This window comes from Curtobacterium sp. VKM Ac-1395 (assembly GCF_015350975.1).
GTDB lineage: Bacteria > Actinomycetota > Actinomycetes > Actinomycetales > Microbacteriaceae > Curtobacterium.
The window spans coordinates 492,200-508,150 of record NZ_JADKRX010000002.1; the positions used below are offsets into that span (position 1 = coordinate 492,200).

Sequence of the window (15,951 nt, forward strand, 5' to 3'; positions counted from 1 at the left end):
GTCAGCTCTGGCTGTGTCCGGCCGAACCGAGGACCTTGGCGGCCTCGCCGACGCGAGCGGCCATGGCGGTCTCGGCGACCTTGCCCCAGGCGCGCGGGTCGTACTGCTTCTTGTTGCCGACCTCGCCGTCGAGCTTCAGGACGCCCTCGTAGTTGCTGAACATCGAACCGGCGATCGACCGCGTGAACGCGTACTGCGTGTCCGTGTCGATGTTCATCTTGATGACGCCGTTGCGCACGGCCTCGTGGATCTCGTCGTCGGTCGAGCCGGAGCCGCCGTGGAAGACGAGGTCGAGGGGGTTCTCGCCGGTGCCGTGCTTCGCGGCGACCGCTGCCTGGATCTCACCGAGGAGCTCCGGACGCAGCTTCACGTTGCCCGGCTTGTAGACGCCGTGCACGTTGCCGAAGGTGAGGGCAGCGATCCAGCGACCCTTGTCCCCGAGACCGAGCGCGTCGACGACCCGCTCGACGTCGCCCGAGGTCGTGTAGAGCGCGTCGTTGGTGCCCTCGTGCTCGACGCCGTCCTCTTCGCCGCCGACGACGCCGATCTCGACCTCGAGGATGGCGTTGATGTTGCGGGTCTTCTCGATCATCGTGCGGGCGATCTCGATGTTCTCGTCGAGCGGCACGGCCGAGCCGTCCCACATGTGCGACTGGAAGATCGGGTTGCGACCGTGGCGGACCTCTTCCTCGCTCGCCGCGATGAGCGGCAGGACGAACCCGTCGAGGGCGTCCTTCGGGCAGTGGTCCGTGTGGAGCGCGACGGTGATCGGGTAGTTCTTGGCGACCTCGTGCGCGAACGCCGCCATGGCGAGCGCCCCGGCGGCACGGTTCTTCACGGTCTGGCCGGCGAAGTAGTCGGCACCGCCGGTCGTCACCTGGATGATGCCGTCCGACCCGGCCTCGGTCAGGCCCTGGAGGACCGCGTTGATGGTCTGCGACGAGGACACGTTGACCGCGGGGTAGGCGAACTTGCCGGCCTTCGCGCGGTCGATCATCTCGGCGTACTGTTCCGGCGTTGCGATGGGCACGTGATCTCCTTCGACTTCGGTGATGTCCGGACCGATCGTAGTCAGCCGGTCTGGAGTGTGACCCGGGCGGCGTTGCACGTCCGTCCGCTCGGCGGCTCACGCGGGCCGCGCTCGGTAGGCTGCAGTACGTGACTCCCACGACTGAGACCGGTTCCCTCTTCCTGCAGCCCGACCGCAACCTGGCCCTCGAACTCGTCCGCGCGACCGAGGCCGCCGCGATCCGCGCGCAACCGTGGGTCGGCCGGGGGGAGAAGAACCTCGCGGACGGTGCTGCCGTCGACGCGATGCGCAAGTTCCTCGGCACCGTCAACTTCGACGGCGTGGTCGTCATCGGCGAGGGCGAGAAGGACAACGCCCCGATGCTCTACAACGGCGAGCACGTCGGCAACGGCCACGGCCCGGCCTGCGACATCGCGGTCGACCCGATCGACGGCACCTCGCTGACCGCCGCCGGCCGCCAGAACGCCATCTCCGTGATGGCCGTCTCGGACCGCGGCTCGATGTACGACCCGTCGGCCGTGTTCTACATGGACAAGATCGCCGCCGGACCCGAGGGGCGTGGGGTCCTCGACCTCGAGAAGCCGATCGGCGACAACATCCGCGCGCTGGCGAAGGCCAAGGGCAAGGACCTCGAGGACATGGTCGTCGCCGTGCTCGACCGCCCCCGCCACGACGAGCTCATCCGCGCGATCCGTGCCACGGGCGCCGGCACCCGCCTGCTGCTCGACGGTGACGTCGCCGGTGGCATCGCGGCGGCCCTGCCCGGCTCGAACATCGACATGTGCGTCGGCGTCGGCGGCACGCCCGAGGGCATCATCACCGCGTGCGCGATCAAGGCGCTCGGCGGGGTGCTGCTCGGCAAGCTCCAGCCGAAGGACGACGAGGAGCGCGAGCGGGCCATCGCGGCTGGCCACGACCTCGACAAGGTCCTCGACCAGGACGACCTGGTCACGGGCGACAACACGTTCTTCGTCGCGACCGGTGTCACCGACGGCGTGCTCGTCGACGGTGTCCGCCGCTCGCGTGGCGTCATCCACACCGACTCGCTCGTGCTCCGGTCGCGCTCGAACACGATCCGTCGCATCCAGGCGGACCACCGCGCCGAGAAGTGGTTCTGATCCACAGGGTCTGACCTGGCGCTGACCGACGCCGCACGACCAGAACCCGCTCGAACCACGGACATCCGTGGCGCGAGCGGGTTCCTGTTGTGCGAACCCAGCGCGCAGCGCGCAGCGCCCGCGCGTCAGTCCTCGTCGAGGGCGCCCACGAGCTCCGGTGCGGTGAGCAACCGCGGCTCGTCCTCGACCACGGTGGGTTCCGCGATGACCTTCGACTCGTCGAGCATCGACAGCCGTCGGGCACTCGGCAGCACCTGCCGTTCGAGCGACCCCACGAAGCGGTTGTAGTCGACGACCGAGCCGCGGATCGACCGCCCGAGCTTGTCGACGTGCGTCGCCATCGTCGTGAGCCGGCCGTGGAGCTCGCGGGCGACCCGGAAGAGCTCGCGGGCCTCGGTCGTGACGACGTCCTGCTGCCACGAGAACGCCACGGTCTTGAGCACCGACCACAGCGTGACCGGGGACGCCAGGGCGACCCGCTTGCGGAAGGCGTGGTCGAGCAGCCCGGGGTCCGCGGCCAGGGCGCTGGCGATGAGGGACTCCGACGGGATGAACGCCACCGTGAGCTCGGGGGAGGCGTCGTAGCCCGACCAGTACTCCCGCGCGGCGAGGGCGTCCACGTGTGCCCGCAGGGCCTTGACGTGCTGCGTCATGAGCGTGGCACGACGAGCACCTTCGGCCCCCGTGGCACTGGCGGGGATCGCCACCGCCTGCAGGTACGCGGTGAAGGGCACCTTGGCGTCCACCGCGATGCTCTTGCCGCCGGGCAGGTGCACGATCATGTCCGGGCGTGCGGCACCGGCGGACGTCGTCACCGAGGACTGCACGTCGAAGTCGACCCGTTCGAGCAGCCCGGCGGCCTCGACCACGTTGCGCAGCTGGGTCTCGCCCCAGACGCCCCGGGTGCTGTTCGAGGTGAGTGCGCTCGCGAGGGTCTCGGCGGTGGCGCGGAGCCGTTCCTCGGACTCGGCGGCGGACCGCAGCTGCGTGGAGATGGCGCCGTACTGCTCGCTGCGGGCCCGCTCGAGCTCGGCGATCTTCGCGCGCATCACGTCGAGGGTCTCGGCGACGGGGCTCAGCGCCGTGAGCACCTTGGACTCGTCCTGCGACCGGGCGGTCTCGGCGCCGTGCATGCGCTCGACGAGGTGCTCCAGCTCGGCTGACCGCCGTTCGAGCGAGTCCACCTGCCGGCGGTACTGGGTGTCCTGCGCGTCGAGGCGTTCCTCGGCGTCCTGGCGGACCTCGGAGAGACGCGCACGGAGGGCGTCGGCGGTGGCGACGGCCGTCGCGGCGGACGCGCCGGCGCGGGAACGCGCGAGCGACCACGCGACGGCGGCGCCGGCGAGGGCGCCGATCAGCAGGCCGACGAGCAGGGCGGAGATGTCCATGCCCAGACCTTCCCAGGTCCCACCGACAGCAGCGGGGCGGACGCGGGCGAGCCTCCAGAGCGGACCCGGAGGCGACCCGATGACCGCCGGAACAGGCCGGCTGGACCATGTCATGACATTAGGCCAAGGATGATGTACAGTCGTGATCGTCCGCCGATGAAGCCGCACGGAAGGTCCCCTCGCGTCGCATGACGAACGAAGCTCCCCACGCCTACGACGTGATCACCATGGGTCGCGTCAGCGTCGACATCTACCCGCAGCAGACCGGCCCGCTCGAGGACGTCGAGACGTTCTCCAAGTCCGTCGGCGGCAGCGCCACGAACGTCGCCATCGCCGCAGCCCGCCACGGTGCGGACGCCGCCGTCATCACCCGTACCGGCAACGACCCCTTCGGCCGGTACATCGCGCGCACCCTGCCCGAGTTCGGCGTCGCGAACGCCTTCGTCGAGACGGTCGACGGCCTGAACACCCCGGTCGCCTTCTGCGAGCTGTTCCCGCCGGACGACTTCCCGCTGTACTTCTACCGCGCACCCAAGGCGCCGGACCTGATGATCACGGCCAAGTCCCTGCCGCTCCACGAGATCGAGCGCGCACGGGTCTTCTGGACCACCGTGACCGGGCTGAGCGAGGAGCCCAGCCGCCAAGCGCACCACGTCGCGTTCGCGGCCCGGAGCGCGTCGGACCACCCCACGACGGTGCACACGGTGCTGGACCTCGACTACCGGTCGGTGTTCTGGTCCTCGCCGGCAGCCGCCACCAGGGAGGTCGCGGTCGCCCTCGAGCACGCCACCGTCGCCGTCGGCAACCGCGAGGAGTGCGAGGTCGCCGTCGGCGAGACCGACCCGGTCCGCGCTGCCGACGCCCTGCTGGAACGCGGGGTCGAGGTCGCGATCGTGAAGCAGGGGCCGAAGGGCGTCCTCGCGAAGACCCGTGACGAGCTCGTCGAGCTCCGCCCGCACCACATCGACGTCGTCAACGGGCTCGGTTCGGGCGACGGCTTCGGAGGAGCACTGACCCACGGGCTGTTGCAGGGCTGGGGACTCGAGCGCGTGCTCGCCTTCGCCAACGCGGCCGGTGCCATCGTCGCGACGCGCTTCGAGTGCTCGACGGCCATGCCGACGAGCGACGAGATCGAGACGTTCCTGCAGGACAACCCGACAGAGGAGGCCGTCCATGCCTGAGATCAGCCCCGCTGCCATCGACCGCCTGCGCGACGTCCGCGCCGGTTCCCCGGAGGTCGTCGCGAGCACCCTCGCGTCCCGCACCCGCCGATCGCTGCTCGGTGACGACGGCAAGCTCTTCATCGTCGCGGCCGACCACCCCGCCCGTGGCGCGCTGGCCGTCGGAGACGACGAGTCCGCGATGGCCGACCGGTACGACCTGCTCGAGCGGCTCGTGGTCGCCCTCGGCCGCCCCGGCGTCGACGGGGTCCTCGGCACACCGGACATCCTCGAGGACCTCGCGCTCCTCGGTGCCCTCGACGGCAAGGTCGTCGTCGGGTCCATGAACCGCGGTGGACTCCGCGGGGCGACCTTCGAGATGGACGACCGGTACACGGCGTACTCGGCGGCGTCGATCAAGCGGTCCGGGTTCGACTTCGCCAAGCTGCTCGTCCGCGTCAACCTGCAGGACGCGGGCACCGCCCCGACGCTGGAGGCCACGGCGAAGGCCGTCACCGAGGCCGCCGCCGCGCAGCTCCCGATCATGCTCGAGCCCTTCATGTCCTCGTGGCAGGACGGCCGGGTCGTGAACGACCTGACGGCGGACGCCGTGATCACCTCGATGGCGATCGCCGCGGGACTCGGGGAGTCGAGCGCCTACAGCTGGCTCAAGATCCCGGTGGTCGACGACATGGCGCGGGTGATGGCGGCGACCACGCTGCCGACGCTCCTGCTCGGTGGCGACCCGTCGTCGCGTCCCCACGAGACCTACGCCATGTGGGCCGACGCCCTCGCCCTGCCGGGCGTGCGCGGTCTGGTCGTGGGTCGTACCCTGCTCTACCCGCCGGACGGTGACGTCGCCGCCGCGGTCGACGTGGCCGCCGGACTCGTCCACCGCCGGCCGGACGGGGACCCGTCCGGCGGTTCCCTCCACAGCCAGGAGGCTCGGGGCGGGTCCTCCACAGATCCGAACGACCCAGCCGCGCGGCTCGCCGGCTCCACGACCATGGACTCGTCCATCCCGGAAGGAAGCACCGCATGACGCTCACCGACACCGCCCTGACCACGATCGGGCACTGGATCGACGGGGCCCGCGTGGCCTCGACCTCCGGTCGGACCGCGCCGGTCTACGACCCGGCACTCGGGGTCGCCACGAAGCAGGTCGCGCTCGCCGACGACGCCGAGGTCCAGGCCGCGATCGCCAGTGCGAAGGCCGCGTTCCCGGCATGGGGCGACCTGTCCCTCGCCAAGCGCCAGCAGGTCCTCTTCGCGTTCCGCGAGATCCTGAACCGCGACAAGGCCGAGCTCGCCGAGATCATCACGAGCGAGCACGGCAAGGTCCTCGACGACGCCCTCGGCGAGATCGCCCGTGGACAAGAGGTCGTCGAGCTCGCGACGAGCATCCCGCAGCTGCTCAAGGGCGAGTTCAGCGATCAGGTCTCCACCGGGATCGACGTCTACTCGATCCGACAGCCGCTCGGCGTCGTTGGCATCATCAGCCCCTTCAACTTCCCCGCCATGGTGCCGCTGTGGTTCCTGCCGATCGCGATCGCCGCGGGCAACACCGTCGTGCTCAAGCCGAGCGAGAAGGACCCGAGCGCCGCGCTCTGGCTCGCCGAGAAGTTCACCGAGGCGGGGCTGCCCGCCGGTGTCTTCAACGTCCTGAACGGCGACAAGGTGAGCGTCGACGGCCTGCTGACCAGCCCCGACGTGCAGTCGATCTCCTTCGTCGGCTCCACGCCGATCGCGCAGTACGTCTACGAGACCGGCACCCGGCACGGCAAGCGCGTGCAGGCCCTCGGCGGCGCGAAGAACCACATGCTCGTGCTGCCAGACGCCGACCTCGACCTCGTCGCCGACAACGCCATCAACGCGGGCTTCGGGTCCGCCGGGGAGCGCTGCATGGCGATCTCCGTCGTCGTCGCGGTGGAACCGGTCGCCGACGAGCTCATCGAGAAGATCACCGAGCGTGCGGCCACCCTGCGCGTCGGTGACGGCCGTCGCGGGTGCGACATGGGCCCGCTCGTCACCGAGCAGCACCGCGACAAGGTCGCCTCGTACATCGAGGTCGCCGAGCAGGACGGTGCGGTGGTCGTGGTGGACGGCCGCACCGTCCGACCCGACGGCGACGAGAACGGCTTCTGGCTCGGCCCGACGCTGATCGACCGCGTCCCGACCACCAGCCGCGTCTACACCGAGGAGATCTTCGGACCGGTGCTCTCCGTCGTCCGGGTCGCAACGTACGAAGAGGGCCTCGAACTCATCAACTCCGGCGCGTTCGGCAACGGCACAGCGATCTTCACGAACGACGGCGGCGCCGCCCGTCGGTTCCAGCGCGACGTGCAGGTCGGCATGATCGGCATCAACGTGCCCATCCCCGTGCCCGTGGCGTACTACTCGTTCGGCGGCTGGAAGAACTCGCTGTTCGGGGACCACAAGGCGTACGGCGCCGACGGCGTGAGCTTCTTCACCCGGCAGAAGGCCATCACGAGCCGGTGGCTGGACCCGTCGCACGGCGGCATCAACCTCGGCTTCCCGTCGAACAGCTGACGGCCCCGCACATGACGAACGACACCTGGTTCATCCCCGCCGGCTCGCGACCCGAGGACGGCTGGACGGACGTCGTCGACGGCCGCGTCGCGGGCTGGGCGCACACCGGTCTCCGCACCGGTGCGCTGTCCGACGGCGACGAGCTGGACCTGCCGTCCGACGCCGTCGAGCGCATCGTGGTGCCGCTCGCCGGCAGCTTCACCGTGGCGTACGGCGACACGACGCAGGAGCTCGAGGGGCGCTCGAGCGTGTTCGACGGCCCGACGGACGTCCTGTACCTCGGGTCGGGGACCGCCGCGACGATCACCGGCCGCGGTCGGTTCGCGGTCGCCGAGGCCCCCACCGACGAGCACAAGCCGTCGACCTACGTGCCACGGCAGGACGTCCCCGTGGAGCTCCGCGGTGCCGGTCAGTCGAGCCGGCAGGTGCACAACTTCGGCACGCCGGCAGCGCTCGACGCCGTCAAGTTCATCGTGTGCGAGGTCATCACGCCCGCCGGCAACTGGTCGTCGTACCCGCCGCACAAGCACGACACGCACCGCCCCGGGCAGGAGTCCGACCTCGAGGAGATCTACTACTACGAGTCCGCCGTGGCCCGTGGTGTCGACGCCCCCGAGTCCGCCGACCCGTTCGCACTGCACCGCACCTACGCCTCCGACGACCGCCCGATCGACGAGTTCCGCCAGGTCCGCACCGGCGACGTCGCCCTCGTGCCGTACGGGTGGCACGGTCCGGCCGTCGCCGCTCCCGGCTACGACATGTACTACCTCAACGTGATGGCCGGGCCTGACCCGGAACGCGTCTGGAACATCACCGACGACCCCGCCCACGGGTGGGTCCGCCAGGTGTGGGAGTCGGAGACGATCGACCCCCGACTGCCCTACGAGCACGAGAAGGAGCCCGCGTGAGCACCCCCACACGCCGCATGACCGTCGGCCAGGCACTCGTTGAGTTCCTCGCGAACCAGTGGACCGTCGACGGGGACGTCCGCGAGCGCACGATCCCGGGCGTCTTCGGCATCTTCGGGCACGGCAACGTCGCCGGTCTCGGCCAGGCGATCAAGCAGCTGCACGTCGAGCAGCCCGGACTGCTGCCCTACCACCAGGCCCGCAACGAGCAGGCGATGGTGCACCAGGCGGTCGGGTACGCCCGGATGCACCGCCGTCGTGCGACCTACGCCGCCACCGCCTCGGTGGGCCCGGGCGCGGCCAACATGCTGACCGGTGCCGCGCTGGCCACGACGAACCGCCTGCCCGCACTGCTCCTGCCGTCCGACACCTTCGCCACGCGCACCACCGACCCGGTGCTGCAGCAGATCGAGATGCCGCACGACACCTCGGTGCAGGTCACCGACGCGTTCCGGCCGCTGTCGCGCTTCTTCGACCGGGTCGAACGGCCCGAGCAGCTCTTCTCGATCGCGCTCGCCGCGATGCGGGTGCTCACCGACCCCGCCGAGACCGGTGCGGTCACGATCGCCCTGCCCGAGGACGTGCAGGCCGAGGAGCTCGAGGTCCCCGTCGCGTTCCTGGCACCGCGTGAGTGGCACGTCCGCCGGCCCCTGCCCGAGCACGGACCCCTGGCCCGTGCGGTCGCCGCGATCCAGGCCGCCGAACGCCCGGTGATCGTCGCCGGCGGCGGAGTCCTGTACGCCGACGCGGCCGCCGAGCTGCGTGCCTTCGTCGAGGCCACGGGCATCCCGGTCGGCACCTCGCAGGCCGGTGGCGGTGCCCTGCCCTGGGACCACCCGCAGTACCTGGGCGGCATCGGCGCGACCGGCACGGCTGCCGCGAACGCGATCGCCGCGCAGGCCGACGTCGTGATCGGCATCGGCACCCGCTACAGCGACTTCACGACGGCGTCGCGCACGGCGTTCCAGCACCCGGACGTCACCTTCGTCAACGTGAACGTCGCCGCGTTCGACGCCTACAAGCACGGCAGTCAGCTGCCGCTGGTCGCCGACGCCCGGGAGGCCCTGGTCGCGCTGACGACGTCGCTCGCGTCGTACGCGGTGTCCGACGGGTACGCGGGCGAGATCGCGGACCGCAAGCGGTCGTGGGACGCCCTGGTCGACGAGGCCTTCGCACCCACGGGGGCTGCGCTGCCCGGGCAGTCGGAGATCATCGGCGCGGTCCAGTCCGCCTCGGACCCTCGCGACGTCGTCATCCAGGCGGCCGGTTCGCTGCCGGGCGACCTGCACAAGCTCTGGCGGGTCCGCGACGAGCTCGGGTACCACGTCGAGTACGCGTTCTCGTGCATGGGCTACGAGATCGCCGGCGGGCTCGGTGTCCGACGCGCGGCACCCGACCGCGACGCCATCGTCATGGTCGGCGACGGCTCCTACCTGATGCTGCACACCGAACTCGTCACCGCGGTGGCCGAGGGCCTGAAGATCATCGTGGTGCTCATCCAGAACCACGGGTACGCGTCCATCGGGCACCTGTCCGAGACCGTCGGCTCGGAGCGCTACGGCACCAGGTACCGCTACCTCGACGACGCCACCCAGTCGTTCGACAACGGCGAGCCCCTGCCCGTCGACCTGGCAGCGAACGCCCGGTCGTACGGCGTCGACGTGATCGAGGTCGAGCCGGGTCCGGCCGCCATCGACGACCTCCGGGCAGCCGTCCGCCAGGCCAAGGCGAACGAGCACACGACGCTCATCCACGTGAACTCCGACCCGCTGGTCTACGCACCCGACGGCGACGGGTGGTGGGACGTCCCGGTCGCGCAGACCTCGACCCTCGACAGCACCCGGGCCGCCCGCGCCGACTACGAGCAGCACCTCGCCGCACAGCGACCGCTGCTCGGCTGACACCACCCCGAGACGCTGACACCACCCCGAGACAGAGAGCGACAGCGACGTCATGACCGACACCGCCACCCCCATCGGCACCCCGTCCGAGGACGCCACCGGTGCCTCGATCCGCATCGGCACCGCGCCGGACTCCTGGGGCGTCTGGTTCCCGGACGACCCTGCCCAGGTGCCGTGGCAGCGCTTCCTCGACGAGGCGAGTGCTGCCGGCTACGAGTGGATCGAGCTCGGCCCGTACGGCTACCTGCCCACCGACCCGGCCCAGCTGTCCGACGAGCTCGGGTCCCGCGGACTCAAGCTGTCCGCCGGCACGGTCTTCACCGGGTTCCACAAGGGCGACGACCAGTTCCAGCGGGCATGGGACCAGGCCGTCGCGGTCGCGGGGCTCGCGGCTGCGCTCGGCGCCGAGCACCTCGTCACGATCCCGGACCTGTGGCGGTCGGACGCCACGGAAGAGGTGCTCGAGGCCCGCACGCTGGACGACGAGCAGTGGCAGCGGCTCGGCAGGGGGCACGACCAGCTCGGCAAGGCGCTGTTCGAGGAGTTCGGCGTCCACCAGCAGTTCCACACGCACGCCGACAGCCACGTCGGCACGTACAAGGAGACCGTGCGCTTCCTCGAGGTCACGAACCCGGAGTACACGAACCTCTGCCTGGACACCGGCCACTTCGCCTACTACGGCGGCGACTCCCTCAAGCTCATCACCGAGCACCCCGAGCGCATCGGCTACCTGCACCTCAAGCAGGTCGACACCGACCTGCTGTTCGACGTGTTGAAGAACGACGTCCCCTTCGCCACCGCGGTGTCCCAGGGGATCATGACCGAGCCGCCGCACGGAACCCCGGAGCTCGCGCCGATCATCGAGGCCGTCGCCCGGATCAACCCGGAGATCTTCGGCATCGTCGAGCAGGACATGTACGGCTGCTCCGTCGACGCCCCCGGCCCGATCGCCGAGCGCACGTTCCAGCACATCCTCGGGTCCACGTCGGCCGCTCGGGCGTCCTGAGCGCCGTCCGCACCACCATCACCACGCCGTCGCCCACGACGGCGTTCCGCGACACAGTCGTCCACCACAGGAGAACCTCATGACCACCGGAAACCTCCGCGTCGCCGTCGTCGGCGCCGGCATGATGGGCGCCGACCACGTCCGTCGCATCACCGCGAAGATCTCGAACGCCGACGTCGTCGCGGTCGTCGAGCCCGACCAGGCCCGCGCCGCCGCGGCTGCCGCAGTCGCGCCGGGTGCCGTCACCGCGGCCTCCTTCGACGAGGCACTCGACCTGACGCCGATCGACGCCGTCGTCATCGCGACGCCCGGGTTCCTGCACGAGCCGATCCTGGTGACGGCCCTGGAGCGCGGGCTCACCGTGCTGTGCGAGAAGCCCCTCACGACGAGCGCCGAGGACTCCTTGCGCATCGTCGAGCTCGAGCAGACGAAGGCCGACCGACCGAAGATCCAGGTCGGGTTCATGCGCCGCTTCGACACCGGCTACCAGGAGCTCAAGGCGCTGCGGGAGTCCGGGGCGAACGGCGCACTGCTCGCGCTGCACCACGCGCACCGCAACCCGACGACCCCGCCGAACTTCAGCGAGTCGATGCTCATCCACGACTCGGTGATCCACGAGATCGACATCATCCCGTTCATCACCGGCGAGGCGATCACGAGCGTCGAGGTCAAGAAGCCCCGACAGAACTCCCTCGCCCCGGCCGACCTGCCCGAGCCGCAGTTCGTGCTGTTCACGACGGAGTCGGGCACCATGGCGATCGTCGAGATCAACGTCAACGCACAGTTCGGCTACCAGGTCACCACGGACGCCGTGTTCGAGTCGGGCGTCGCGTACATCGGCCGCGAGACCTCGCAGCTCGTCGTCTCGGGCGGTGTGTCCGGCCAGGGGGTGACCCCGTCGTACAAGGAGCGCTTCGCCGCCGCCTACGACGAAGAGGTCCAGCGCTGGGTCGACGCCGCACGCCTCGGCGGCATCGACGGCCCGAGCGCCTGGGACGGCTACACGGCGTCCGTCGTCGCCGAGGTCGCCGTCCGTGCCCAGCAGAGCGGGGCGCACGAGCAGGTCGAGTACGCGGTCGCGAAGCCGGCGTTCTACGCCGACGCCCCGGTGCTCACGGAGGCGTAGCCCGTGCCGAAGATCGCCCTCGACCCCACGCCCTTCCACCACGACCTCGACCTGCTCGAGTTCCCGCGGAAGGTCGCCGAACTCGGCTACGAGTACCTCCAGCTGACCCCGCACCGCGACTTCATCCCGTTCTTCCGGCACCCGAAGGCCGACGACGACCTCGTCGACGCCTTCGCCGCGGCCTGCGCGGACGCCGGGGTCCAGGTGGCCAGCGTCCTGCCGGTGCTGCGCTGGTCAGGCCCCGACCGCGAGACCCGTGAGACCGCCGTCAAGCAGTGGAAGCGCGTGATCGAGATCACCCAGCGCCTCGGGGTGGACACCATCAACACGGAGTTCTCCGGACGACCCGAGCGGGCCGAGGAGTCCGAGGCGCAGTTCTACTGGGCGATGGAGGAACTGCTCCCGGTCATCGAGGCCGCCGACCTCCGCGTCCTCATCGACCCGCACCCCGACGACTTCGTCGAGGACGGCCTCGAGGCCCTGCGGGTGATCCGTGGGCTCAACTCCAAGCACGTCGGGTTCGTGTACGTGGCCTGCCACACGTTCCACTACGGCGGCGACATGGATGCGGTCATCGACGCCGCGGGGGACTCCCTGCAGCTCGTACACGTCGCGGACGCGTTCGACCACCACCGCTCCCACGGCCTCCGCTACATCACCAACCCGCCGGGCAACGCCGTCCGCGTCCACCAACACCTGCCGGTGGGCCAGGGCGACGTCGACTTCGACCGGTTCTGGGCAGCGCTCGACCGCGTCGGCTTCTCGGCGCGCGAGGACACCGTCGCGGTGTCGAGCGTCTTCGCCGAGGACGAGAACGCGGACGAGGTCTCGCGCTTCCAGCTCGACACGATCACGAAGGGACTGCACCGATGACGACCGCAACGACGCCGGCAACCACGACTGCACCAACGAACGACGCACAGGAGAACCCCGCCGACACCCGCCCGGTCACGCTCCAGGCGGCCGAGCAGACCCCGACTGCCCTGTGGAACGACTCCGCTGACCCGCGCGAACTGGCCACCGCCATCCACCTGTACGGCGCCGTCGGGGCGACCTGCAACCCGGTCATCGCGTACACCTGCATCCAGCAGGACCCGGAGACGTGGGTCCCGCGCATCCGCGAGATCGCCGCCGAACACCCGACGGCGGGGGAGTCCTGGATCGGGTGGAAGGCCGTCGAGGAGCTCTCGATCGCCGCGGCCGCCCAGCTGCTTCCCGCGTTCGAGGCCTCCGGGGGACGCAACGGCCGGCTCAGCATGCAGACCGACCCGCGCTTCCACCGCGACCAGGACGCCCTCGTCGAGCAGGCCGTGCGGTTCTCCGGGCTCGCGCCGAACATCATCGTGAAGATCCCCGCGACGAAGACCGGGATCGCCGCGATCGAGGAAGCCGCCTACCGCGGGGTGTCCATCAACGCGACGGTGTCGTTCACCGTGCCGCAGGTCGTCGCCGTGGGCGAGGCCATCGAGCGCGCGCTCGACCGCCGGGCCGCGGACGGCCTGCCGGACCAGGAGTTCGGCCACGTGGTCACCCTGATGGCCGGGCGCTTCGACGACTGGCTGAAGACCTCGGTGCAGCGCGACCACGTGATGATCGATCCCGGGTACCTCGAGTGGGCCGGCGTCGCCGCGGTGAAGAACGCGTACCGGGTCTTCCGGCAGCGCGGGTTCCGTTCGCGGGTGCTCGTCGCGGCCTTCCGCAACGCCCTGCAGTGGTCTGAGTTCCAGGGCGGCGACCTCGTCGTCTCCCCGCCGTTCCAGTGGTCGAAGGACATCAACGACAACGCGTTCCCGTTCCGTCCCGACGCCATCGACGACGAGGTCCCGGCCCACGTGCTCGACGCGCTGCGTGCGGCGACGCCCGAGTTCGCTCGCGGGTACGACGAGGACGGCATGACGATCGACGAGTTCGACCGCTTCGGTGCCACCGTCACGACGCTCCGCCAGTTCCTCGACGCGGACGCCAAGCTCGACGCCCTGGTCCGCGACATCATCGTCCCGGCCGTCTGAGCGCGATGGACTCGGTCGGCGTCGGACTGATCTCCGTCGGGTGGATGGGGCGGCTGCACTCGCGTGCGTACCGCGCGCTGCCCGACCACTTCCCCGAGCTCGGCGTCCGGCCGCGGCTCGTCGTCGCGGCGGACCCGGTGCCCGAGGCCCGTGCGCAGGCGATCGACCGTCTCGGGTACGAGCGTGCCGTCGCCGACTGGCACGAGGTCCTCGCCGACCCGGCCGTCGACGTCGTGTCGATCTGCTCGCCGAACTTCCTGCACCGCGAGATGGCCGTCGCCGCAGCCGAGGCCGGCAAGCCGTTCTGGATCGAGAAGCCGATGGGCCGCTCAGCGGAGGACTCGCGCGCGATCCACGACGCCGTCCAGCGCTCGGGCGTCATCACGAGCGTCGGCTTCAACTACCGGCACGCCCCCGCGATCGAGCGCGCCCGCGAACTGGTCCGGAGCGGTCGACTCGGCCGGGTCACGACCGTGCGTGGGTCGTTCCTGGCCGACTACTCCGCCGACCCCGCGGCACCGCTGACCTGGCGGTTCGAGCGGGACCGTGCGGGGTCCGGTGTCCTCGGCGACCTGCTCTCGCACGGCGTCGACCTGGCGCAGTACCTGGTCGGGCGGATCGGCAGCGTCACCGCGCTCGCCGACACCGTCGTCACCGAGCGTCCCGTCCCGGGCAACGGGATCGTGGACCGGAGCGCCGCCGCGACCGGCGCGCTCCGACCGGTGGAGAACGAGGACTACGCCGCCCTGCTCCTCCGCTTCGACGGTGGCGCGGTCGGCACGATGGACTCGAGTCGGGTCATGCACGGGCCCCACGCCGAGTACGCGATCGAGGTCTACGGCACCCGGGGCTCCGTGCGCTGGGACTTCCAGCGGATGAACGAGCTCCAGGTCGCACTCGACGGGCAGGAGTCGTCCGGCTACACCACGCACCTCGTCGCGCCGGGCGACGGCGAGTTCGGCCGGTTCCAGCCGGGCGCCGGGACGGCCATGGGCTACGACGACCTGAAGACCATCGAGGCTGCCCAGTTCATCGCCAGCGTCCGTCGCGGAGAGCAGCTCGCGCCGTCGGTCGCCGACGGCCTGGCCGCTGCCTCGGTCGTCGAGGCCGCGGAGGCATCCCTCGCCGACGGCGCCTGGCACGACGTCGCCCGCGTCGACGGGCCGCTCACCGCCGACGCGGCGACCCCCGTGCTCTAGACGGTCACCGAGACGGACGGGAGGCCCGGTGCCAGCAGGTGCCGGGCCTCCCGTCCGTTCGTGACTCCGTCGGAGCCGTGGTACTTTGTCAGGACAAAGTCTCGACCAGCAGGAGGCACCATGCCGCTCGTCCGCATCGACCTGACCACCGGGCGCAGCCCGGAAGCCGTCCGCGCCATCGCCGACGCGATCCACACCGCCATCGTCGACGTCTACGGCATCCCGCCGCGTGACCGGTTCCAGATCATCACCGAGCACCCGGCGCAGCAGATCATCGCCGAGGACGCCGGGCTCGGCTTCGAGCGCACCGAGGGCGTCGTCATGATCCAGGTCTTCACGCAGCGCGGACGGACGGACGACGCCAAGACGACGCTCTACGCGGCGATCCACGACCGGCTCGTGGCGGTCGGTGTCGCGACGGAGGACGTCTTCATCGGCTACGTCGAGAACGGACCGCAGGACTGGTCGTTCGGCTTCGGCCGCGCGCAGTACGTCACGGGCGAGCTCGGCGTACCGGCAGCAGGGTAGGTCGGCCTGCCGGCGGTGGACCGCACGA

At 70.8% G+C, this 15,951-nt stretch carries 14 protein-coding genes; 12 read left to right on the forward strand and 2 right to left on the reverse strand.

Annotated elements, in window-relative coordinates:
- Position 1: 1 nt before the first annotated feature.
- Positions 2-1,030 (reverse strand): class II fructose-bisphosphate aldolase, encoded by a 1,029-nt coding sequence (gene fbaA, locus ITJ68_RS06945; protein WP_194629590.1) that lies wholly within the window; start codon positions 1,028-1,030, stop codon positions 2-4.
- Between the two features lie 128 nt (positions 1,031-1,158).
- Between fbaA and glpX the strand changes: the two genes are divergently transcribed.
- The gene (gene glpX / locus ITJ68_RS06950; RefSeq protein WP_071272137.1) at positions 1,159-2,148 is read left to right on the forward strand and encodes a class II fructose-bisphosphatase; all 990 of its coding nucleotides are present in this window, start codon (positions 1,159-1,161) and stop codon (positions 2,146-2,148) included.
- A gap of 125 nt (positions 2,149-2,273) precedes the next feature.
- Here glpX and rmuC read toward each other — a convergent pair whose 3' ends face one another.
- Entirely contained in the window at positions 2,274-3,536 is a 1,263-nt protein-coding gene (gene rmuC, locus ITJ68_RS06955; protein ID WP_194660545.1) for a DNA recombination protein RmuC, read from the reverse strand.
- Positions 3,537-3,724: 188 nt separating this feature from the next.
- Here rmuC and iolC point away from each other — a divergent pair, with 188 nt between their 5' ends.
- From iolC to ITJ68_RS07010, 11 genes are all read left to right on the forward strand, one after another.
- Positions 3,725-4,717: a 5-dehydro-2-deoxygluconokinase gene (gene iolC / locus ITJ68_RS06960; RefSeq protein ID WP_194660546.1), complete on the forward strand. Its 993-nt coding sequence runs from the start codon at positions 3,725-3,727 to the stop codon at positions 4,715-4,717.
- Entirely contained in the window at positions 4,710-5,738 is a 1,029-nt protein-coding gene (locus ITJ68_RS06965; protein ID WP_194660547.1) for a deoxyribose-phosphate aldolase, read from the forward strand. The genes iolC and ITJ68_RS06965 overlap by 8 nt, the downstream gene beginning before the upstream one ends.
- Complete coding sequence (locus tag ITJ68_RS06970) at positions 5,735-7,246, forward strand: CoA-acylating methylmalonate-semialdehyde dehydrogenase (protein WP_228504840.1); 1,512 nt, start codon at positions 5,735-5,737, stop codon at positions 7,244-7,246. Before ITJ68_RS06965 ends, ITJ68_RS06970 begins: the two co-directional genes overlap by 4 nt.
- A gap of 11 nt (positions 7,247-7,257) precedes the next feature.
- Positions 7,258-8,154, forward strand: a complete 897-nt coding sequence (gene iolB / locus ITJ68_RS06975) for a 5-deoxy-glucuronate isomerase (RefSeq protein WP_194660548.1) — start codon at positions 7,258-7,260, stop codon at positions 8,152-8,154.
- 17 nt (positions 8,155-8,171) lie between these two features.
- Complete coding sequence (iolD, locus tag ITJ68_RS06980) at positions 8,172-10,055, forward strand: 3D-(3,5/4)-trihydroxycyclohexane-1,2-dione acylhydrolase (decyclizing) (protein WP_194660825.1); 1,884 nt, start codon at positions 8,172-8,174, stop codon at positions 10,053-10,055.
- Between the two features lie 52 nt (positions 10,056-10,107).
- Positions 10,108-11,061 (forward strand): sugar phosphate isomerase/epimerase family protein, encoded by a 954-nt coding sequence (locus ITJ68_RS06985; RefSeq protein ID WP_194660549.1) that lies wholly within the window; start codon positions 10,108-10,110, stop codon positions 11,059-11,061.
- A 79-nt stretch (positions 11,062-11,140) separates the two neighbouring features.
- Positions 11,141-12,187, forward strand: coding sequence for a Gfo/Idh/MocA family protein (locus ITJ68_RS06990; RefSeq protein ID WP_194660550.1), 1,047 nt, complete (start codon positions 11,141-11,143; stop codon positions 12,185-12,187).
- Positions 12,188-12,190: 3 nt separating this feature from the next.
- Complete coding sequence (locus ITJ68_RS06995; protein ID WP_194660551.1) at positions 12,191-13,060, forward strand: sugar phosphate isomerase/epimerase family protein; 870 nt, start codon at positions 12,191-12,193, stop codon at positions 13,058-13,060.
- Entirely contained in the window at positions 13,057-14,196 is a 1,140-nt protein-coding gene (locus tag ITJ68_RS07000; protein ID WP_228504842.1) for a transaldolase family protein, read from the forward strand. The genes ITJ68_RS06995 and ITJ68_RS07000 overlap by 4 nt, the downstream gene beginning before the upstream one ends.
- Before the next feature lie 5 nt (positions 14,197-14,201).
- Positions 14,202-15,395 (forward strand): Gfo/Idh/MocA family protein, encoded by a 1,194-nt coding sequence (locus ITJ68_RS07005; RefSeq protein WP_194660552.1) that lies wholly within the window; start codon positions 14,202-14,204, stop codon positions 15,393-15,395.
- 120 nt (positions 15,396-15,515) lie between these two features.
- Entirely contained in the window at positions 15,516-15,923 is a 408-nt protein-coding gene (locus ITJ68_RS07010; protein ID WP_194660553.1) for a tautomerase family protein, read from the forward strand.
- The last annotated feature ends 28 nt before the right edge of the window (positions 15,924-15,951 follow it).

Bases quoted from the DNA above. Each gene is read 5' to 3' on its own strand.
- iolC (WP_194660546.1), top strand. From the start codon at position 3,725: ATGACGAACGAAGCTCCCCACGCCTACGACGTGATCACCATGGGTCGC.
- rmuC (WP_194660545.1), bottom strand. From the start codon at position 3,536: ATGGACATCTCCGCCCTGCTCGTCGGCCTGCTGATCGGCGCCCTCGCC.
- iolD (WP_194660825.1), top strand. From the start codon at position 8,172: ATGACCGTCGGCCAGGCACTCGTTGAGTTCCTCGCGAACCAGTGGACC.
- ITJ68_RS07010 (WP_194660553.1), top strand. From the start codon at position 15,516: ATGCCGCTCGTCCGCATCGACCTGACCACCGGGCGCAGCCCGGAAGCC.
- ITJ68_RS06965 (WP_194660547.1), top strand. From the start codon at position 4,710: ATGCCTGAGATCAGCCCCGCTGCCATCGACCGCCTGCGCGACGTCCGC.
- ITJ68_RS06970 (WP_228504840.1), top strand. From the start codon at position 5,735: ATGACGCTCACCGACACCGCCCTGACCACGATCGGGCACTGGATCGAC.
- ITJ68_RS06990 (WP_194660550.1), top strand. From the start codon at position 11,141: ATGACCACCGGAAACCTCCGCGTCGCCGTCGTCGGCGCCGGCATGATG.
- ITJ68_RS07000 (WP_228504842.1), top strand. From the start codon at position 13,057: ATGACGACCGCAACGACGCCGGCAACCACGACTGCACCAACGAACGAC.
- ITJ68_RS06985 (WP_194660549.1), top strand. From the start codon at position 10,108: ATGACCGACACCGCCACCCCCATCGGCACCCCGTCCGAGGACGCCACC.
- iolB (WP_194660548.1), top strand. From the start codon at position 7,258: ATGACGAACGACACCTGGTTCATCCCCGCCGGCTCGCGACCCGAGGAC.
- ITJ68_RS07005 (WP_194660552.1), top strand. From the start codon at position 14,202: ATGGACTCGGTCGGCGTCGGACTGATCTCCGTCGGGTGGATGGGGCGG.